We start from the raw sequence: 15,097 nt of genomic DNA, 5'->3' as shown, positions 1-15,097 counted from the left end.
GCAGAGGGGGCGCCTAACTCCGGCGGCATGAGGACCACCGCGAGGCTGCTGTGGGTGTACCTGGCCGGGGCCCTGTGCTCGTGCGCCGCGCCCGCGCCTCGTGTGTCACCCGTGGCCCCCGAGGGCGCGACGCCCGTGGGCCCCTTCCTCCCCGAAGCCCGCGCCTTGTTCGAGGGGTGCACGCCGGTGCCGGACCGGGCCGACTCGCGGCTGTACCGCTGCGACGGCGTGACGGTGTGGCTGACCGAGCGGGAGGACCTGACGCCCGAGCTGGCCCTGGCCGAGGCCCAGGCTCGAATCACCGAACGGTTGGGGCCCGGTGCCACGGTGGTGGAGGAAGCGCTGCCGCTGGCGGGAAGTCCGTGGCCCTCGGTCCGTGTCGAAGCGTGTGAGGCGGAGGACTGTCGCGCCGCCGGGTATGCATCTGCTGTCACCGGGACACTGGGGCGGGTGCGGCAGCTCGGGTGCGTGGTCCAGGCGCCCGTGCGGCCCTTGCTGGCGCGCTGCCTGGAGTTGCTCGAGTCCCTCGCCTCGAATGGCAGCCCCGAGGGCGAGACGCTGGGACGCGAGGCGCTGCTCGTTCCGCCGCGCCTGCCATGGCGGGCCCTGGCCGTGCCGGATGGATGTCAGCTCGCCGCGTCCACGGCGCGCGCGGGACGCATTCGCTGCGAGGGGGCATCGCTGTTGTGGAGCCTCTATGAACCGGCCCAATCCCAGGTGACGGAGCGCTGGCGCTCGCAGAGCGTGGCGGAGTTGGTGGACGCGCTGCCGGGAGCGGGGCCCGTCGAGGAGATTCCCTGCCGACTGGAGAACCTGGACACGCGATGCGCGCGCTTCACGGTGCCTTCTTCCGAGGGGCCGCTGCTCGTGTGGGCCGCGGCCGTGACGTGGGAGGACCGGGCGCTCTTCGCCGCGTGCAGTCACCGGGCCTCTGAGTCGCCGTATCCCGCCGTCTGCAACGGCGCGTTCACCCTGCCTTGATGCAGCGAAGGACGACATCTCGTGTACGAGCTCCAGGACGTCTCCAAGTGCTACGGGGCCACGCAGGCCTTGCATCCGCTCAGCTTGAGCCTGCCGACAGGACGCACCACGGTGCTGCTGGGACCGAGCGGCTGTGGCAAGTCCACGCTGCTGCGCCTGCTCAACGGGTTGCTGCCGTGTGACACCGGGCGCGTCCTCTTCGATGGCAAGCCGCTGCCCACGGGAGGGGATGCGCTGCTCGCGGTGCGCCATCGCGTGGGGTACGCGCTCCAGGGGGGCGGCCTCTTTCCGCATCTCACGGGCGAGGAGAACGTCACCCTCATGGCGAGGCACCTGCGCTGGCCCGCGGCGAAGACGCGCGAGCGTCTGGATGTTTTGGTGGAGTTGACGCGCTTTCCCACGGACGCGCTGGCGCGCTATCCCTCGCAGCTCTCCGGTGGTCAGCGTCAGCGGGTGGCGCTCATGCGCGCGTTGATGTTGGACCCGGACGTGTTGCTGCTGGACGAGCCCCTGGGCGCGTTGGATCCGCTGGTCCGTCACGAGCTGCAAGGTGACCTGCGCGGCATCTTCGCCCGGCTGCGCAAGACGGTGGTGCTGGTGACGCATGACCTGGCGGAGGCGGGCTTCCTGGGGGACAGCATCCTGCTCATGCGAGAGGGACGCGTGGTGCAGCAGGGACGGCTCGCGGATTTGGAGGCGCGGCCGACGGATGACTTCGTCACCCGGTTCATCCAGGCGCAGCGGCCTCTGCCTGGCGGTGGGCTGGGAGGCGCGGCGTGAGGGCGTGGCTCCTGGTGTTGCTGCTCGTGGGGGCGTGTGGCGGGGCGTCCTCGTCTGGGGACGGCGTGCCCCAGGTGCGCGTGGGCTCCAAGAAGTTCACCGAGTCCGTCATCTTGGGTGAAGCGGTGACGCAGCTCGCGCGGAGCACCGGTGCGCGGGTCACGCACCGGCGGGAGCTGGGCGGTACCGCCGTGCTCTGGGAGGCGTTGCGCCGGGGCGAGCTCGACGTGTACCCCGAGTACACGGGCACGTTGCGACAGGAGTTGCTGTCCGGGCGCGACCTGCCGGACGACGCGGCGCTGCGTGCGGCCCTGGCTGAGTCTGGGCTTCGGATGAGCGAGCCGCTGGGCTTCAACAACACGTATGCGCTGGGCATGAAGGAAGCGGAGGCCGAGCGACTGGGCATCCGCCGCATCTCTGATTTGCGTGCCCATCCTTCGCTGCGCTTCGGTTTCAGCAACGAGTTCATGGACCGCGCGGATGGCTGGCCCGCATTGCGAGACAGCTACCGGCTGCCGCAGCGGGACGTGCGCGGGCTGGACCATGATTTGGCGTACCGAGGCATGGAGAGCGGGTCGCTCCAGCTCACGGACTTGTACTCCACTGATGCGGAGATTGAGGCCTATGGGTTGCGTGTGCTGGAGGACGACCTGCGCCACTTCCCCGCGTATGACGCGGTGCTGCTGTATCGCGACGACCTGGAGGCGCGGGCGCCCGAGGCCCTGGCCGCGATGCTGCGTCTGGAAGGCCGCGTGTCCGAGGAGGACATGGTGAAGCTCAACGCGCGGGCCCGGCTGGAGCGCGTGTCGGAGGGCCGCGTGGCGTCGGGTTTCCTCGCCACGGCGCTGGGAGTCACTTCGGAGGTGCGTGGGGACGGGCTGGCTTCTCGCGTGTGGCAGCGGACGCGTGAGCACCTGTTCCTGGTGGGGGTGTCGCTGCTGGCGGCGATGGCGCTCGCGGTGCCCTTGGGCGTGCTGGCCGCGCGGCGGCCTCGGCTGGGGCGCGGGGTGCTGGGGCTGACGGGTGTCATCCAGACGGTGCCGTCGCTGGCGCTGCTGGTGGTGATGATTCCGCTGCTGGGAATCGGCTCACGTCCGGCGATTGCCGCGTTGTTCCTCTACAGCCTGTTGCCCATTGTCCGGAACACAGCGGCGGGGTTGGCCGGAATCCCACCCGAGGTTCGCGAGTCCGCGGAGGCGCTGGGCCTGCCCGCGCTGGCGCGGCTGTGGCGCATCGAATTGCCCATGGCGGCGCCGTCCATCCTCGCGGGCATCCAGACGGCCGCGGTCATCAACGTGGGCACCGCCACGCTGGGTGCGCTGGTGGGGGCAGGGGGCTACGGCCAGCCGATTCTCACGGGCATCCGGTTGGATGACGTGCGGCTCATCTTGGAGGGTGCGGTCCCCGCAGCCGCGCTGGCACTGCTAGCCAGTGGCCTGTTCGACGCCGTGGAGCGTGTGGTGGTGCCCCGGGGGCTGCGGCTGGGCACTGCGGTGCGTTCGACGCGTTAGTCCTGCTCGTCGAGCCAGAAGAATCGGTTGCCGCTCGCGAGGGCACGCTCGAGACAGTCGCTGAAAGGGAGAAGGCGCGAAGGTCATCGTCCAGACGCCAGCCCATCCGCGCGTCGAAGGCCGCACTCTGGATGCTCACGACGAACCGTAACGAGAGCTGCCGCACGGCAGCCGTCGTGCTCCTGTCGTCGTCATGGCTCCTCTGTCATGTCTTCGAGCTGACCCTCTGCGATCTCGCGATAGAGTGGCACCACTTCGATGGCGAGCACTTCCCGCATTTCCTGGCGGGCGCTGTCGAAGTCCCCGGCCTTTCGGTGGCGCTTGGCACGGTAAAGCGCGTCGACAATGCGGTCAGAGCCTTCCTTGATGCGGCGCGCGCATTCCAGCAGAAGGGCCTCGGCCTTTTCGGCCGTGGCAAGGGCTGCTGCCGCGTCGGCTTTGCCGATACCTACCTCCGGCGCGGTGCGTTCCAGCATTTCCCTCACCTCCGCCGTGAGCGTCAGGCGTTCACCGTCCCGCACGCGCCGCGCGAGGGCTCGTACTGGCTCCCACTCGAGTTCATCCGCCATGCCCTGTTACCTCTTGCCCCGGCGGGGGCGGCACTTGTTGATGGGCCATTCCTGCTGGCCCTCGCAGTAGCGGAAGCAGGCGTAGCAGGAGCACTGCCAGTCGTCGTCCTTGCACTCGGCGTAGGTCGCGATGCAGCGGCGCTTCCGCTCGGGCAGGTTGGTGTTGTGGGCGTCATCGACGTCCGGCGCGTCGGCCTCCGCCGCGACCTGGGAGCCCGCCATGAGCACAGCGGCCTCGGTGGCGGAGAGGCCACACGCATCCGGGCCGAATCGCTGAATGCAACATGTCGCGCTGTCCAGACAGGCGGCTTGAGCGTACGCGTCTTGAGGGGCCATGTCGCGACGGCTGGAAATGCCAGTGGCGCTGCTGGAGCATCCCAGTGCAAGTGCCGCGAGCGCGTACGCAAGGGAAAGACGGGTGTTCCGATTGGACATGACTGCCACATGTATCGGGCTCGTCACCCTGCGCGTATCACCCTGGATGAGTACTTCGGGGCGGGGCGCTCACGCCCGTGCGTCCGATAACGACGAACGCCGTCAGACCGGCTCGGCGCTCGACGCAGGCGAGGCTTCAGCCACCACACGGGGCGCATCCGCCGCCAGGCCCGCCGCGCACAGCACCACCGCCGCCATCCACACGAAGTCCGCCAGCAGCAGGTGCACCAGCTGCATCCACACCGGCGCCAGCAGCAGCAGGTTGGTGACGCCCGCGCCCAGTTGCACCGCGTAGAGCACGGTGATGGCGGACGCCGCGCGTCGCACGTCCTCCGACGGCCGCACCCGCGCCACCCACCGCGACGCCAGCACCAGGAACGCGCCCACGCTCACCGCCAGCAGCGGGTGCAGCACCCGCAGCTTGATGAGGATGTGCGCCGTCTCCGAAATATCCTGGCGGAAGCCCTCCGCCAGCGTGGTGGACGGGAACAGGGTGTCCCCCAGCGCCGCGATGGCGCCACTCACGCCCAGCACCAGCAGCCCCAGGATGCTCAGGCCCATCAGCGCGCCCGGCAGCCCCTGTCCCCGCAGGCTCAAGGGGGCGCGTCCCCGGGAGAACCAGATGACCAGCGTCTGCGCGCCCACCAGCAGGAAGGTGTTCACCAGGTGCACGCCCATCCACAGGGCCCGGCCCACGGAGGCGTTGTCCGCCACGTACTTCAGCAGCACGATGCCCGCGCCGACGAGCGCCTCCGTCATCATGAAGAACAGGGCCCAGGCCGCCGCGCTCCGCACCGGGTGGCCCTTGGCGTGCCCCTTCCGGGCCCAGACGTAGAGCGCCACCGCCAGAATCATCGCCAGGCCGCTCGTCAGCCGGTGCGTGTATTCGATGAGCGTCTGGACGCTGGGGGCCCGGGGGATGACCTCGCCGTTGCACACCGGCCAGTGGTCTCCGCAGCCGGCACCCGAGCCCGTGGCGCGCACGAAGGCACCCCACAGAATCACGACCAGCGTGAAGGCAAGCACCCCCAGGCTGAAGGCCTGGAACCGGCGGGACGAGGCAGCGTGGGTCATCACGCTCCCCTTAACCCACTTCCACCCCTCGCCGCTGTCCCACACGGCCCTTGGGGGCTCACCCCGGCCATCAGCGCGGCTGCTCGGCTGTCGGGCCGGCTGGACATCCAGTGTATCCGGAATGATTCAGATGGATGCTGTCCTGCATCCATTGGATATGCCCGCCCCCTGTCCGGGCGCGCGGATGATTTCCATTTGAGTCAATCCGCCTCCCGGGCACTGGCACGCCGGGTGCTTAACACCCCCACAGTGCATCCGGTGCCGCGGTGGGCGCTGGAGACACACATCTTTCGCATGAGGCCGCTTCGGTGGCCTCGGCACCCCGGGTTGGAGTTTCCCCCCTCTTCGACCCGTGGGTGTGTTCTTCCAGAGGCGTGGACGCACGCACCTCTGGAGCCGCTTCCCACAGGGGTGTGGGGAAACAGGGTGGAGCGCATCGCGGGCTGAGGCCACTCCTCTGGCTTCAGCCCGCGATGCGCATCTGCTCCGCGCCCAGCACCGCGGGGAACGGCCCGTAGGCCATGGACCGCTCAATCACGTTGCGCAGCTCGCGCACGTTGCCGGGCCACGGGTGTGACATCAGCGCGGCGATGGCATCCGGCCCCAGCTGCGGCGGCTCCATGCCCTCGGGCGTGAGCTGCCGGACGAAGTGCCGGGCCAGCGCCACCACGTCTTCGCGCCGCTCGCGCAGCGGGGGCACGCGCACCGGCACCACCTGGAGGCGGTAGTAGAGGTCCTCGCGGAAGCGGCCCTCCCGCACCAGCTGGCCCAAATCCCGGTGCGTGGCCGCCACCACCCGGACGTCCACCTCCACCGGCCGCATCTCTCCCAGCGGGAAGACTTCGCCGTTCTCCAGGAAGCGCAGCAGCTTGGGCTGCACCTCCAGGGGGAGCTCGCCAATCTCGTCCAGGAAGAGGGTGCCGCCGTGCGCGGCGCGGATGACGCCGGGGTGGTCCGTGGCCGCGCCGGTGTACGCGCCGCGCCGGTAGCCGAAGAGCTGCCCTTCAAAGAGGTCCCGGGGCACCGCGGCGCAGTTGAAGGCCACGTAGGGCCGCTGCGAGCGCGTGGACAAGGCGTGCAGCGCCCGCGCCACCACCTCCTTGCCGGAGCCGGACTCGCCGGTGACGATGACGGTGGCGCGGCTGGAGGACAGGCTCGCCAGCTCCGAGCGCAGCCGCCGCATGGCGGACGAGGCGGCGATGAAGCCCGGCACGTCCGCGTCCCGCACGTCCGTGTCCTCACTGACGAGCGCGGGCACGTCCACCTGGGCGAAGCCGCGCAGGGTGGCGACCTCCAGCGCGAAGCCGCCCAGCCGGGACAGCGCCGTCAGCAGCGCGCGGCCGTCCGGGGGCAGGTGACCCGCGACGCCCAGGCGGAGCCGCCGGCCACAGCCGTCCCCGAACTCCACGGCCTCGGTGGCGGGCACGGAGGTGTCGCCGCCCAGCGGCGTGGCCCGGCCCTGCGAGTCCAGCTCCTCCAGCCGGGGCGCGCCGTGGGGGAAGAGCCCCTCCACCACGGCCAGCAGCTCGCGCTGGATGAGGGGCGCGCCCATGCCGCGCACCGACAGCCGCTCGAAGGGCACCACCAGGGCCTCCGCGCCCAGGCGGGGAGCGCCCTCGGCTTCGCGGGCGGTGGCGTGGGGCTCGCGGGCGACGTGGTGCACGAAGTGCTGCTGGTGCACCACCATGCCCACGCGGCGCAGCTCCGCCTCGCTGGCGGCCAGCAGCTCGCCGGCGGCGGGGTCGCCCTCCATCCGCGCCAGCAGCGCCAGCAGGTGGCGCGTGTAGACGGACATGCACAGGTCGCCGGTGAGGCTGAAGGTGCCCAGCGCGGCCTCCAGCAGCGACCGGGCCTCGGCGGTGCGCCCGTCCAGGACGTGCAGCAAGGCCTCGAAGCGGTGGAGCAGGGCGGAGTGCCACGCGGACGGCATGCGCTCCAGGAAGGCGCGCGCCCGCCGCAGCAGCACCAGGCCCTCGTCTCGCTGGCATGCGTAGACGCGCGCATACGTCTCGTACAGCAGGCATTCGCGGCGCAGGTAGGGCCAGCCGCCCAGCTCCATGGTGCGCTGTCCGGCCGCGGCGAAGCCCTCCGCCGCGCGATGCGCGTTGCCCTCGGCGAGGTCGCCCAGCGACTCCGCGAACTGGGCATAGGCCCCGGTGAGGGCCCGCTGGATGGTGCCGTCGTAGGCCGCCAGGTGCCGCGCCAGCTTGCGCAGGTCCGTGGACCGGCCACTGAGCAGGTACAGCCGCGCGCGCGTCACCGTCAGGTACAGCGGCGTCCAGCGTAGCTCCTCCACCACCGCGTCCGCTTCATCCAGCACGGCCTCGGCTTCCGCGAAGCGTGCCAGCCGCAGCAGGGCCTCGGCCTCCGCGCGCGCGGCGAAGATGAAGGAGAAGCCGCGGACCATGCGCCCGCCATACGCGGCCTCCCGCGCGCGGCGCACCAGCTGGAGCGCCTCGGATGGCTCGCAGGCCTCGTCCAGCCGGCGCTGGGCCAGGAAGGCCAGGTTGCGCGCCTCCAGGAAGGCGTAGCCCATCCGCGCCGCGCCCTGCGCAACCTCGCGGAAGCGGCGCGTGGCCAGGGTGGCCTCGCCGCGCAGGGCCGCCTCGTGGGCGCAGGCGTCCTCGGCGAGCAGTCGCAGGGCCGGGTCCTTCACCCGCTCGAGCGCATCCTCCAGCCGTCCGGACCCGTGGGTGATGCGCTCCGCCTCGCCCAGGTAGAAGCCGCAGGCGACCTCGGCCATGCGGAGCTGGCAGCGCACCTCCGGGTCGTCGTGGTTGGCCAGCAGCGCCTCCGCGCGCGCCACGTACGCGGCGGACTTGTTCGCGTCGAACAGCTTCCCGTCCGGTGACGCGTAGAGGTTGGCCGCCATGGCGAGCACGCGCAGCTCCACCTCTTCGGGAAAGATGCCGGCGTCCGCGAACGCCAGGTGGGGCAGCAGCGTGGTGAAGGCGCCCCGGCTGTCCTCGCGGCCCCAGCGCTGGAGATACGCCAGTCCCACCGCGGCCATGGCCCGCGCGCCCGGGGTGCGCAGCAGGCCCGAGGCCAGCAGTGACAGCAGCTCCTCTTCGGCGGCTCGCCACTCGGCCCGCGTCAGGTGGGTGACGCTGGGGAGGATGCGCGCCAGCTCCTCGGGATGCAGCTCCTGCCGCCGGGACGCGGAGACGACGGGCGTGGGGGCCTCGCCTCGCGCGGCGAGCTGGCGGAGCGCCAAGGCCACGCGGCCACGCGGACGGCGGGCCTGGGGGGCTTCGCTCGGCAGCTCCCAGCGGTAGACGGTGAGAGGGGTGACGCCCAGCAGGCGGGCAAACGCCGCGCGGCTCTGCTCACCTCGCAGGGCGCGGATGGTCTCGGGTTCCCACCCGGCGCTCTCCCCCTTCGCCTCCGGTAACTCCACGGCACCTGCCCCCTTTTTCGCCCCCGGCCAGCGCACATTCTCTACGGAGTTTCCCAGGGCGAATGCAAACGGTTGAGCATTTCCGTTTGTTGCACCGTGCATATGCAGCAGGCGACGAATGGCGCGCATTCCCTCCCAGCGGGGACGTGTCGTCGTTATCGTCACCCCGTGCCTCGCGGACGTCCTCAACCTCCGGTTTCCCCACCTTCCCGTCTCCAACATGAACGCCTGCTCAGGTTGGAAGACGCGCTTTCGGAGGGCCGTGCGCGTGAGGACGCGGCGGTGGAGGCCTGGGTGCGCCGCACCGGGCAGATGCCGCCCCGGAAGATTCGCAGGAAGTGGGAGAAGCAGTGGCGGCGGGAGGCGAAGCGCGCCGCCCGCCGCGCCGAACGGGAGGTGCTGTCCAACCGCTCTCGCAACCCCGCGCGGGGCGCCGCCTACGTCGCCGCGTCGATAACGTGCGTGTTGATGGCCCTGGCGCAGCCCCGCCGGCTGTGGTGGCTGGTCTTCGTGGCCCTGGGCTTCTTCCTGGCTTCGTTGAAGCACCTGGAGCGTCCCCGGCGTGACGAGGGCCGCGCGCGCGACGTGCGAACGCCAACGCCCGTGGGGGCCTCGGAGGTGGAGGCGGACGCCCGGGTGGCGAAGGTGGACGCTCTCTGCGCCCGGTTGATGGAGGCCCTGCGCGAGGGGCCCGCGGTGCTGCGCGAGCTGGTCCATGCGCCGGAGCGCACGGTGGAGGCACTGCGGCAGGGGTGTCATGCGCTGGTGCGCCGTGAGCGGGAGCTGCGAGCGCTGGCGCCACCGGATGAGGCGCAGCGACTGGACGCCGAAAGGGACGCGCTGGCCGCGCGGGTGGCTTCGGAAGAGGACGCGGTGGTGCGGGAGCGGCTGGCCGGAGCGCTGGCCGCGCTGGAGTCGCAGCGGCGTCAGCGCGCGGAGCTGGCCACCGCGGCGGCGCGGCTCGAGGCGGAGCACATGCGCCTCTACTACACCCTGGAGAGCCTCTACGCGCAGGTGCTGCGGGTGCGCTCGGCGGACACTGTGGGGGAGGACATCGCCGGGCTGGGGCTGCGACAGAGCGTGGAGCAGCTCGGTGCGGAAGTGGAAGCGGTGACGCAGGCGCTGGAGGAGGTCCACGCCGCGCCCGGCGGTGGTGGCCGGACGCGGACGCGGTAGAAGCCTGGCGCTGGGGCGTGGGCCACGCCGGGTGCTGTCCGGCGCGTCCACGAGGGACGCGGTTCGCGGTTGGCGAGGGGGACGGTCGGCCCCGGCGGTACGTGCGCAGTGTGTCCGTCAGGAACTCCAGCACGCCACGCGAGTCCCTTCAATCTGGCACCAACCGGTGAACGGTGACTTGTCTTCAGGGGGCGCCACGGTGGCGACGCAGGCCATGCGCATTGCCGCGCGGATGGACCCGTGCCGGATGCGAGAATCAGGTGTGAAGATGGACTGCGAGCGGGGCGAGAATATCAGGCCCAGTCCTCGCCCCCGGCACTCAGCGGACCTCGGGGCAGACCCAGACGTTGCGCGTGCCCAGGGTGCGGCAGGTGCAGACGTAGTCGGACCAGATGCCATCCGTACACTGCTGCGTCGTACCCGGGCCGGAGCACGACGTGTAGTGGAGGTTCCAGCAGAACTGGAGCAGCGGCGGCCGGCTGGCGTCGGCGGCCTCCTGGCTCACGAGTTCCTCCGGGTCCACGTCCACCGACAGGTCCTCCGAATCGAAGTCGGACGAGGCGAACGCGGGCAGGGACAGGGACAGGGCGATGAGGAAAGCCTTCTTCATGGGACGGACTCCAAGGGGTGAGAGGGATTGCGGCTGAAGACGAAGCAACTCGAATCCTGGGGAGGCACCGCTATCGTTACCGGTGTGAGGCGGCGAGCGCCTGGGGCTCCTCCTGCGGTGCCGCGGAGGTGGCGGGAAGCAACGGGCCCCCCTCGTATTCCACCCCCTTGGGGTAGGGGATTTCCAGGCCATTGGCGGTGAAGGCCTCGATCAGCAGCCGGTTGAGAAGCCGCTTCACGTCGAAGTGTGTCCCTGGCTGCACCTTGGCTTCGATGCGCATGGTCATCCAGCTCTCGTCCATGCTCTCGATACCCAGAAGCTTGGGGATTTCGGACACCTTCCCCTGCGACAGCATGGGCACCTGCTCGCACACCTGGCGAATCACATCCATCACCTTCTTCAGGTCGCTTTCGTAGGCCACGGCCATGTCCACGATGGCCAGCGTCCAGCCGCGGCTGTAGTTGATGACATTCTTGACCTCGCCATTGCGGAGGATGTGAAGGCGCCCGAAGCGGTCACGAATGCGGGTGATGCGAGGCGTTATCTCCTCCACCACGCCCTCTGTATCGTTGATGCGGATGTAGTCGCCGTTCAATATCTGGTCTTCGAAGAGCAGGAAGACGCCGTTGACCATGTCCGTGACGATGGCCTGCGAGCCCAGGCCCACGGTGAGGCCGACGATGCCGGCGCCAGCGAGGATGGGGGTAGGGTCCACGCCAATGTCGCTGAGCGCCATCATCCCCACCAGGAAGTAGACCAGGTATTTGGAGGCGCTCTGGATGAGGGCGACGAAGGTGTTGCGCCGCCGGGTCGCGTCATCCAGGTTGGGGCCGTCCACCTTGAATGCCCGCGCGATGAGCAGCCGGACGAACTCCACGACGACGCTGGCGGCGAAGAACAGGGCGATGACGCGGATGAGCACCGGCCCGTAGGGCGCAAAGAACTCCAGGCCCTGGAACCGGCGGATGACGAGCGTCGCCACCGAGATGTAGACGATGGCCTCCAGGCTCTTCTGCCCCACCGGGAGCAGCCGGCCGAGGGCCAGGAAGTACTCCTCGTACTTCGCGGCCGTGCTCTTCGCCGCCCAGGTCCCGACCAGCCGCTCTGACGCCAGGTGCAGCAGGGACACCGCCAGCCGCCCGCCGCTGATGGCCAGCAGCACGAAGAGGGTGGTGCCAATGAGCCAGTCGAGCACGGCCGGGAGTTGCAGCGAGGCGAGCGCCAGGCCCACCGCGAAGTAGGCCAGCAGCAGCTTGATGAAGCCGGGCCCCTGCTCCATCGCCTTCTGGGCATGTGCCCTTTGCTCCGGGGGCAACTGCCATTCGTTCAACCTGCGTTCGAGCCGCACCAGGAGCTGGCTCGCCGCGCGTTCCAGCACCAGGAAGGCCGCCATCAACAGCACCAGCAGCCCCGCTCCGCGCCCCACGCTCGCCAGCCCTTCCGCTGTCACCCCCCCAAGCAAGGCATTGAAGTGGGGGGCCAGGTCCTTCTTCGCCCACAGGGAGAAGCCCAGCACCGCGATGCCGGCGACCACCACCACGAAGGACAGGAGGGCGGCGCTCAGCCGGGCGCGCTTGCGAAGGGCGTCTGCCGCCTGCTCCAGCACCTTCAGGCCCACCAGCCGGATGCCCTGGTACAGCAGCGCACTGGAGGCCACCAGAAGGGCCCAGAGCGCGAGCAACATCAGGGACACGCTCAGGCCGACAAGCCATGCGTTATTCAACTCAACCGTATCCGCGAGACGGAAGATCTCCATGCAACTGTTGCATATCATGTAAAACGGCGCGCTTGCGCGGAGCTGCGCTTCCGTCAGGGGCAGCTCATGCGAGTGGGGCGCGGTGAGGCCACGCCCCGGCCGTTTCGCTGAAGGGCCGTCTACTCGCTGATGGCGCCGCGGGGCGGAGGCTGCTGCTTCGTATCCTCCGCCGCGGCGATGCGGACGGACTTGATGTTGACGAACTCGTGGATGCCCACGTCCGCCAGCTCGCGCCCGTGGCCGGAGTGCTTCACGCCGCCAAACGGAAGCCTGGCGTCCGACGCCACCAGCGCGTTGACGAACACCATGCCCGCTTCGATGCCGTCGATGAAGCGCCGCTGCTCGGCTTCGTCTTGTGTCCACACGCTGGCGCCCAGGCCGAACGGCGTCGCGTTGGCCAGCTCCAAGGCGTGGTCCACGTCACGCGCGCGCAGCAGCGTGGCCACGGGGCCGAAGAGCTCGTCGTGGAAGGCGGGGGCCTGGGGCGGGGGCTCGGCCAGGACGGTGGCCGGGTAGAAGTTCCCCGGACCCTCCAGGGGCTTGCCGCCCAGGAGCAGCCTCGCGCCGGCCTTCACGCTCGCCTCCACCTGGGCATGGAGCCCGTCGAGGATGCCGCGCGTCGCCAGGGGACCCAGGTCCGTCTTCGCATCCATGGGGTCGCCCACCGTGACGCGCTTCATCCGCTCCACGAAGCGGCGCTCGAACTCGGGGTAGATGGCGTCGGCGACGATGAAGCGCTTGGCGGCGATGCAGGACTGGCCGTTGTTGATGAGGCGCGCGGACACCGCCGTCTCCACCGCCTTCTCCATGTCCGCGCTGGGCATGACGATGAACGGGTCACTGCCGCCCAGCTCCAGCACCACCTTCTTGATGGCCTTGCCCGCGGCGGCGCCCACGGCCCTGCCCGCGCCTTCGCTGCCGGTGAGCGTCACCGCGCGCACGCGGCGGTCCTCGATGACGCGATTGACGTCGGCTGTCTCGATGAGCAGCGCCTGGAAGGCGCCGCGTGGGAAGCCCGCCTGAAGGAAGAGTTCCTCCAGGGCCAGGGCGCACTGGGGCACGTTGTGGGCGTGCTTGAGCAGGCCCACGTTCCCCGCCATCAGCGCGGGCGCGGCGAAGCGGACCACCTGCCAGAAGGGGAAGTTCCACGGCATGATGGCCAGCACGGGCCCCAGGGGCTGGTAGCGCACGAAGGCGCGGCCGGTGCCCATGTCGACGAGCCTGTCGCGCAGGAGGGACTCGCCCTTGTCCACGTAGTAGCGGCAGGCCGTGGCGCACTTCTTCGCCTCGGCCCTGGCGGCGTCGAAGGGCTTGCCCATCTCCTGCGTCATGATGCGGCCGTAGCGGTCGGCCTCGGCCTCCAGCAGGTCGGCCGCGCGCCGCAGCCAGGTGACGCGGTCGGCGAAGGTCGTCTCGCGGTAGGCGCGGAACGTGTCGGCGGCGGTCTGGAGCTTCGCCTCCAGCTCCTCGGCGGAGAGGGGCGTGAAGGTGCGCAGCGTCTTGCCGGTCGCCGGGTCGATGGTGGAAATGGCCATGGAAGTGCCTCCTTGGGGCCCTGTGATAGCAGCCAGGCGCGGGGAGGCCGTGCCGCTCGTGGCCCGAGCGTCCAGCCGTTCACTCCAGGGCTTTCGCGGCCCCGGCCCCTCCTTTATATGGGGGCCAGGACTGGAGACTGCCATGGCCGACATCATCCGCGAGCGCCGCTTCAACTTCCTCATCGCCGGGGTGCTGTCCTTGGTCATTCCCGGCCTGGGACAGCTCTACAAGGGCCAGTTCCTGCGCGCCGTCCTGTGGTTCCTGATGGTGGGGGCCGGCTACTGGTTCTTCTTCATCCCGGGCCTCGTTCTGCACTTCTTCTGCGTCCTCGGCGCGGCCTTCGGCAGCGCGGGCAGCGACCGCATCCGTCTTCCCGGATAGCCAACGTTCCGCGCGGGAGACGTCCCGCCGGACGCCGGAGTGCATACAGTCACCGCCATGTGGCGGAGGCTCTGGCAGTGGCTGTCGGGATGGGACGTGACGGTGACGCGGCCATTGGGGCTGTTGTTGCTGTTGCTGGTCTGCTGCCTGGGCTTCATCGCCCTGTCGGACGAGGTGGCCGAGGGCGAGACGCAGCAGCTCGATGAACGCATGCTGTTGGCGCTGCGCAACCCCGAGGACCCGGCGCAGCCTCGCGGGCCCTGGTGGCTGCGGCGCACGGCGGAGGACGTGACGGCGCTGGGGGGCGTTCCCGTGCTGACGCTCGCCACCCTGGCGGTGTGTGGCTTCCTCCTGCTGGTGAGGCGCTACCGGACGCTGCTGCTCGTGCTGGGCGCGACGCTGGGGGGCACGGGCCTCAATGTCTTGCTGAAGCAGTTCTTCGCCCGGCCTCGGCCGTCCGTGGTGCCGCACCTCACCGAGGTGGTCAGCCAGAGCTTCCCCAGCGGGCACGCCATGCTGTCGGCCACCGTGTATCTCACGCTGGGCGCATTGCTGGCTCAGCTCGCCGAGCGCAAGCGACTCAAGGTCTACGTCCTCACCGTGGCGCTGCTGCTGTCGTTCCTCGTGGGGCTGACGCGCGTCTACCTGGGCGTGCACTACCCCACGGACGTGTTGGGCGGCTGGGTGGCCGGACTGGCGTGGGCGCTGCTCATGGCGGTCTGTGCGCGGACGCTCCGCCGGCGGAGCCCTGCGCTGCGCGCGGAGGCCCGGCGCCCGGTGGAGTGAAGCGCGGCGGGCCGCGTCATGTCGTCCACCCCATGGCGCCGTTCACTGCGCGAAGCTCCACGGGGCCGGGGTGCCTGGGCGTCCTGCTGGACCCTGGTCCCAGAC

At 70.4% G+C, this 15,097-nt stretch carries 13 protein-coding genes; 6 read left to right on the top strand and 7 right to left on the bottom strand.

Annotated elements, in window-relative coordinates:
* The first annotated feature begins 27 nt into the window (after positions 1-27).
* Genes FMP39_RS18240 through FMP39_RS18230 form a run of 3 tightly spaced genes read left to right on the top strand, consistent with a single transcriptional unit; the run spans position 28 to position 3,272 of the window.
* Entirely contained in the window at positions 28-981 is a 954-nt protein-coding gene (locus FMP39_RS18240; RefSeq protein ID WP_194858448.1) for a hypothetical protein, read from the top strand.
* Between the two features lie 21 nt (positions 982-1,002).
* On the top strand, positions 1,003-1,761 hold the full coding sequence (locus FMP39_RS18235) for an ATP-binding cassette domain-containing protein (protein ID WP_141591628.1): 759 nt from the start codon (positions 1,003-1,005) through the stop codon (positions 1,759-1,761).
* Positions 1,758-3,272, top strand: coding sequence for a glycine betaine ABC transporter substrate-binding protein (locus FMP39_RS18230; protein WP_141591627.1), 1,515 nt, complete (start codon positions 1,758-1,760; stop codon positions 3,270-3,272). The genes FMP39_RS18235 and FMP39_RS18230 overlap by 4 nt, the downstream gene beginning before the upstream one ends.
* Before the next feature lie 191 nt (positions 3,273-3,463).
* Here FMP39_RS18230 and FMP39_RS18225 read toward each other — a convergent pair whose 3' ends face one another.
* The 4 genes from FMP39_RS18225 to FMP39_RS18210 all read right to left on the bottom strand — a co-directional run bounded on the left by FMP39_RS18225 (position 3,464) and on the right by FMP39_RS18210 (position 8,747).
* Complete coding sequence (locus FMP39_RS18225; protein ID WP_090486224.1) at positions 3,464-3,841, bottom strand: DUSAM domain-containing protein; 378 nt, start codon at positions 3,839-3,841, stop codon at positions 3,464-3,466.
* A gap of 6 nt (positions 3,842-3,847) precedes the next feature.
* Entirely contained in the window at positions 3,848-4,177 is a 330-nt protein-coding gene (locus FMP39_RS18220; protein ID WP_228558087.1) for a hypothetical protein, read from the bottom strand.
* A gap of 201 nt (positions 4,178-4,378) precedes the next feature.
* A complete protein-coding gene (locus FMP39_RS18215; RefSeq protein WP_141591625.1) occupies positions 4,379-5,350 on the bottom strand; it encodes a COX15/CtaA family protein in 972 nt (323 codons plus the stop codon).
* Positions 5,351-5,813: 463 nt separating this feature from the next.
* On the bottom strand, positions 5,814-8,747 hold the full coding sequence (locus FMP39_RS18210) for a sigma-54 dependent transcriptional regulator (RefSeq protein ID WP_141591624.1): 2,934 nt from the start codon (positions 8,745-8,747) through the stop codon (positions 5,814-5,816).
* 96 nt (positions 8,748-8,843) lie between these two features.
* On the opposite strand from FMP39_RS18210, the gene FMP39_RS18205 reads away from it, so the two are divergent.
* Positions 8,844-9,923 (top strand): hypothetical protein, encoded by a 1,080-nt coding sequence (locus FMP39_RS18205; RefSeq protein ID WP_141591623.1) that lies wholly within the window; start codon positions 8,844-8,846, stop codon positions 9,921-9,923.
* A 319-nt stretch (positions 9,924-10,242) separates the two neighbouring features.
* Here FMP39_RS18205 and FMP39_RS18200 read toward each other — a convergent pair whose 3' ends face one another.
* The 3 genes from FMP39_RS18200 to FMP39_RS18190 form a co-directional block, all read right to left on the bottom strand.
* Complete coding sequence (locus FMP39_RS18200; protein ID WP_225909723.1) at positions 10,243-10,533, bottom strand: hypothetical protein; 291 nt, start codon at positions 10,531-10,533, stop codon at positions 10,243-10,245.
* A gap of 76 nt (positions 10,534-10,609) precedes the next feature.
* The gene (locus FMP39_RS18195) at positions 10,610-12,289 is read right to left on the bottom strand and encodes a mechanosensitive ion channel family protein (RefSeq protein ID WP_228558085.1); all 1,680 of its coding nucleotides are present in this window, start codon (positions 12,287-12,289) and stop codon (positions 10,610-10,612) included.
* 119 nt (positions 12,290-12,408) lie between these two features.
* A complete protein-coding gene (locus FMP39_RS18190) occupies positions 12,409-13,824 on the bottom strand; it encodes an NAD-dependent succinate-semialdehyde dehydrogenase (protein ID WP_141591621.1) in 1,416 nt (471 codons plus the stop codon).
* Between the two features lie 142 nt (positions 13,825-13,966).
* Between FMP39_RS18190 and FMP39_RS18185 the strand changes: the two genes are divergently transcribed.
* Both FMP39_RS18185 and FMP39_RS18180 read left to right on the top strand, forming a co-directional pair.
* Positions 13,967-14,206 (top strand): hypothetical protein, encoded by a 240-nt coding sequence (locus FMP39_RS18185; RefSeq protein WP_141591620.1) that lies wholly within the window; start codon positions 13,967-13,969, stop codon positions 14,204-14,206.
* Between the two features lie 57 nt (positions 14,207-14,263).
* Positions 14,264-14,992 (top strand): phosphatase PAP2 family protein, encoded by a 729-nt coding sequence (locus tag FMP39_RS18180; protein ID WP_141591619.1) that lies wholly within the window; start codon positions 14,264-14,266, stop codon positions 14,990-14,992.
* Positions 14,993-15,097 lie beyond the last annotated feature (105 nt).

The organism is Myxococcus sp. AB056 (assembly GCF_006547365.1).
Classification (GTDB): Bacteria; Myxococcota; Myxococcia; order Myxococcales; family Myxococcaceae; genus Myxococcus; species Myxococcus virescens.
Note: the sequence above shows the minus strand (reverse complement) of the source record. Positions and strands in the feature narration are given on the sequence as shown.

Bases quoted from the DNA above. Each gene is read 5' to 3' on its own strand.
- FMP39_RS18240 (WP_194858448.1), top strand. From the start codon at position 28: ATGAGGACCACCGCGAGGCTGCTGTGGGTGTACCTGGCCGGGGCCCTG.
- FMP39_RS18225 (WP_090486224.1), bottom strand. From the start codon at position 3,841: ATGGCGGATGAACTCGAGTGGGAGCCAGTACGAGCCCTCGCGCGGCGC.
- FMP39_RS18220 (WP_228558087.1), bottom strand. From the start codon at position 4,177: ATGGCCCCTCAAGACGCGTACGCTCAAGCCGCCTGTCTGGACAGCGCG.
- FMP39_RS18215 (WP_141591625.1), bottom strand. From the start codon at position 5,350: ATGACCCACGCTGCCTCGTCCCGCCGGTTCCAGGCCTTCAGCCTGGGG.
- FMP39_RS18200 (WP_225909723.1), bottom strand. From the start codon at position 10,533: ATGAAGAAGGCTTTCCTCATCGCCCTGTCCCTGTCCCTGCCCGCGTTC.
- FMP39_RS18195 (WP_228558085.1), bottom strand. From the start codon at position 12,289: ATGGAGATCTTCCGTCTCGCGGATACGGTTGAGTTGAATAACGCATGG.
- FMP39_RS18190 (WP_141591621.1), bottom strand. From the start codon at position 13,824: ATGGCCATTTCCACCATCGACCCGGCGACCGGCAAGACGCTGCGCACC.
- FMP39_RS18185 (WP_141591620.1), top strand. From the start codon at position 13,967: ATGGCCGACATCATCCGCGAGCGCCGCTTCAACTTCCTCATCGCCGGG.
- FMP39_RS18180 (WP_141591619.1), top strand. From the start codon at position 14,264: ATGTGGCGGAGGCTCTGGCAGTGGCTGTCGGGATGGGACGTGACGGTG.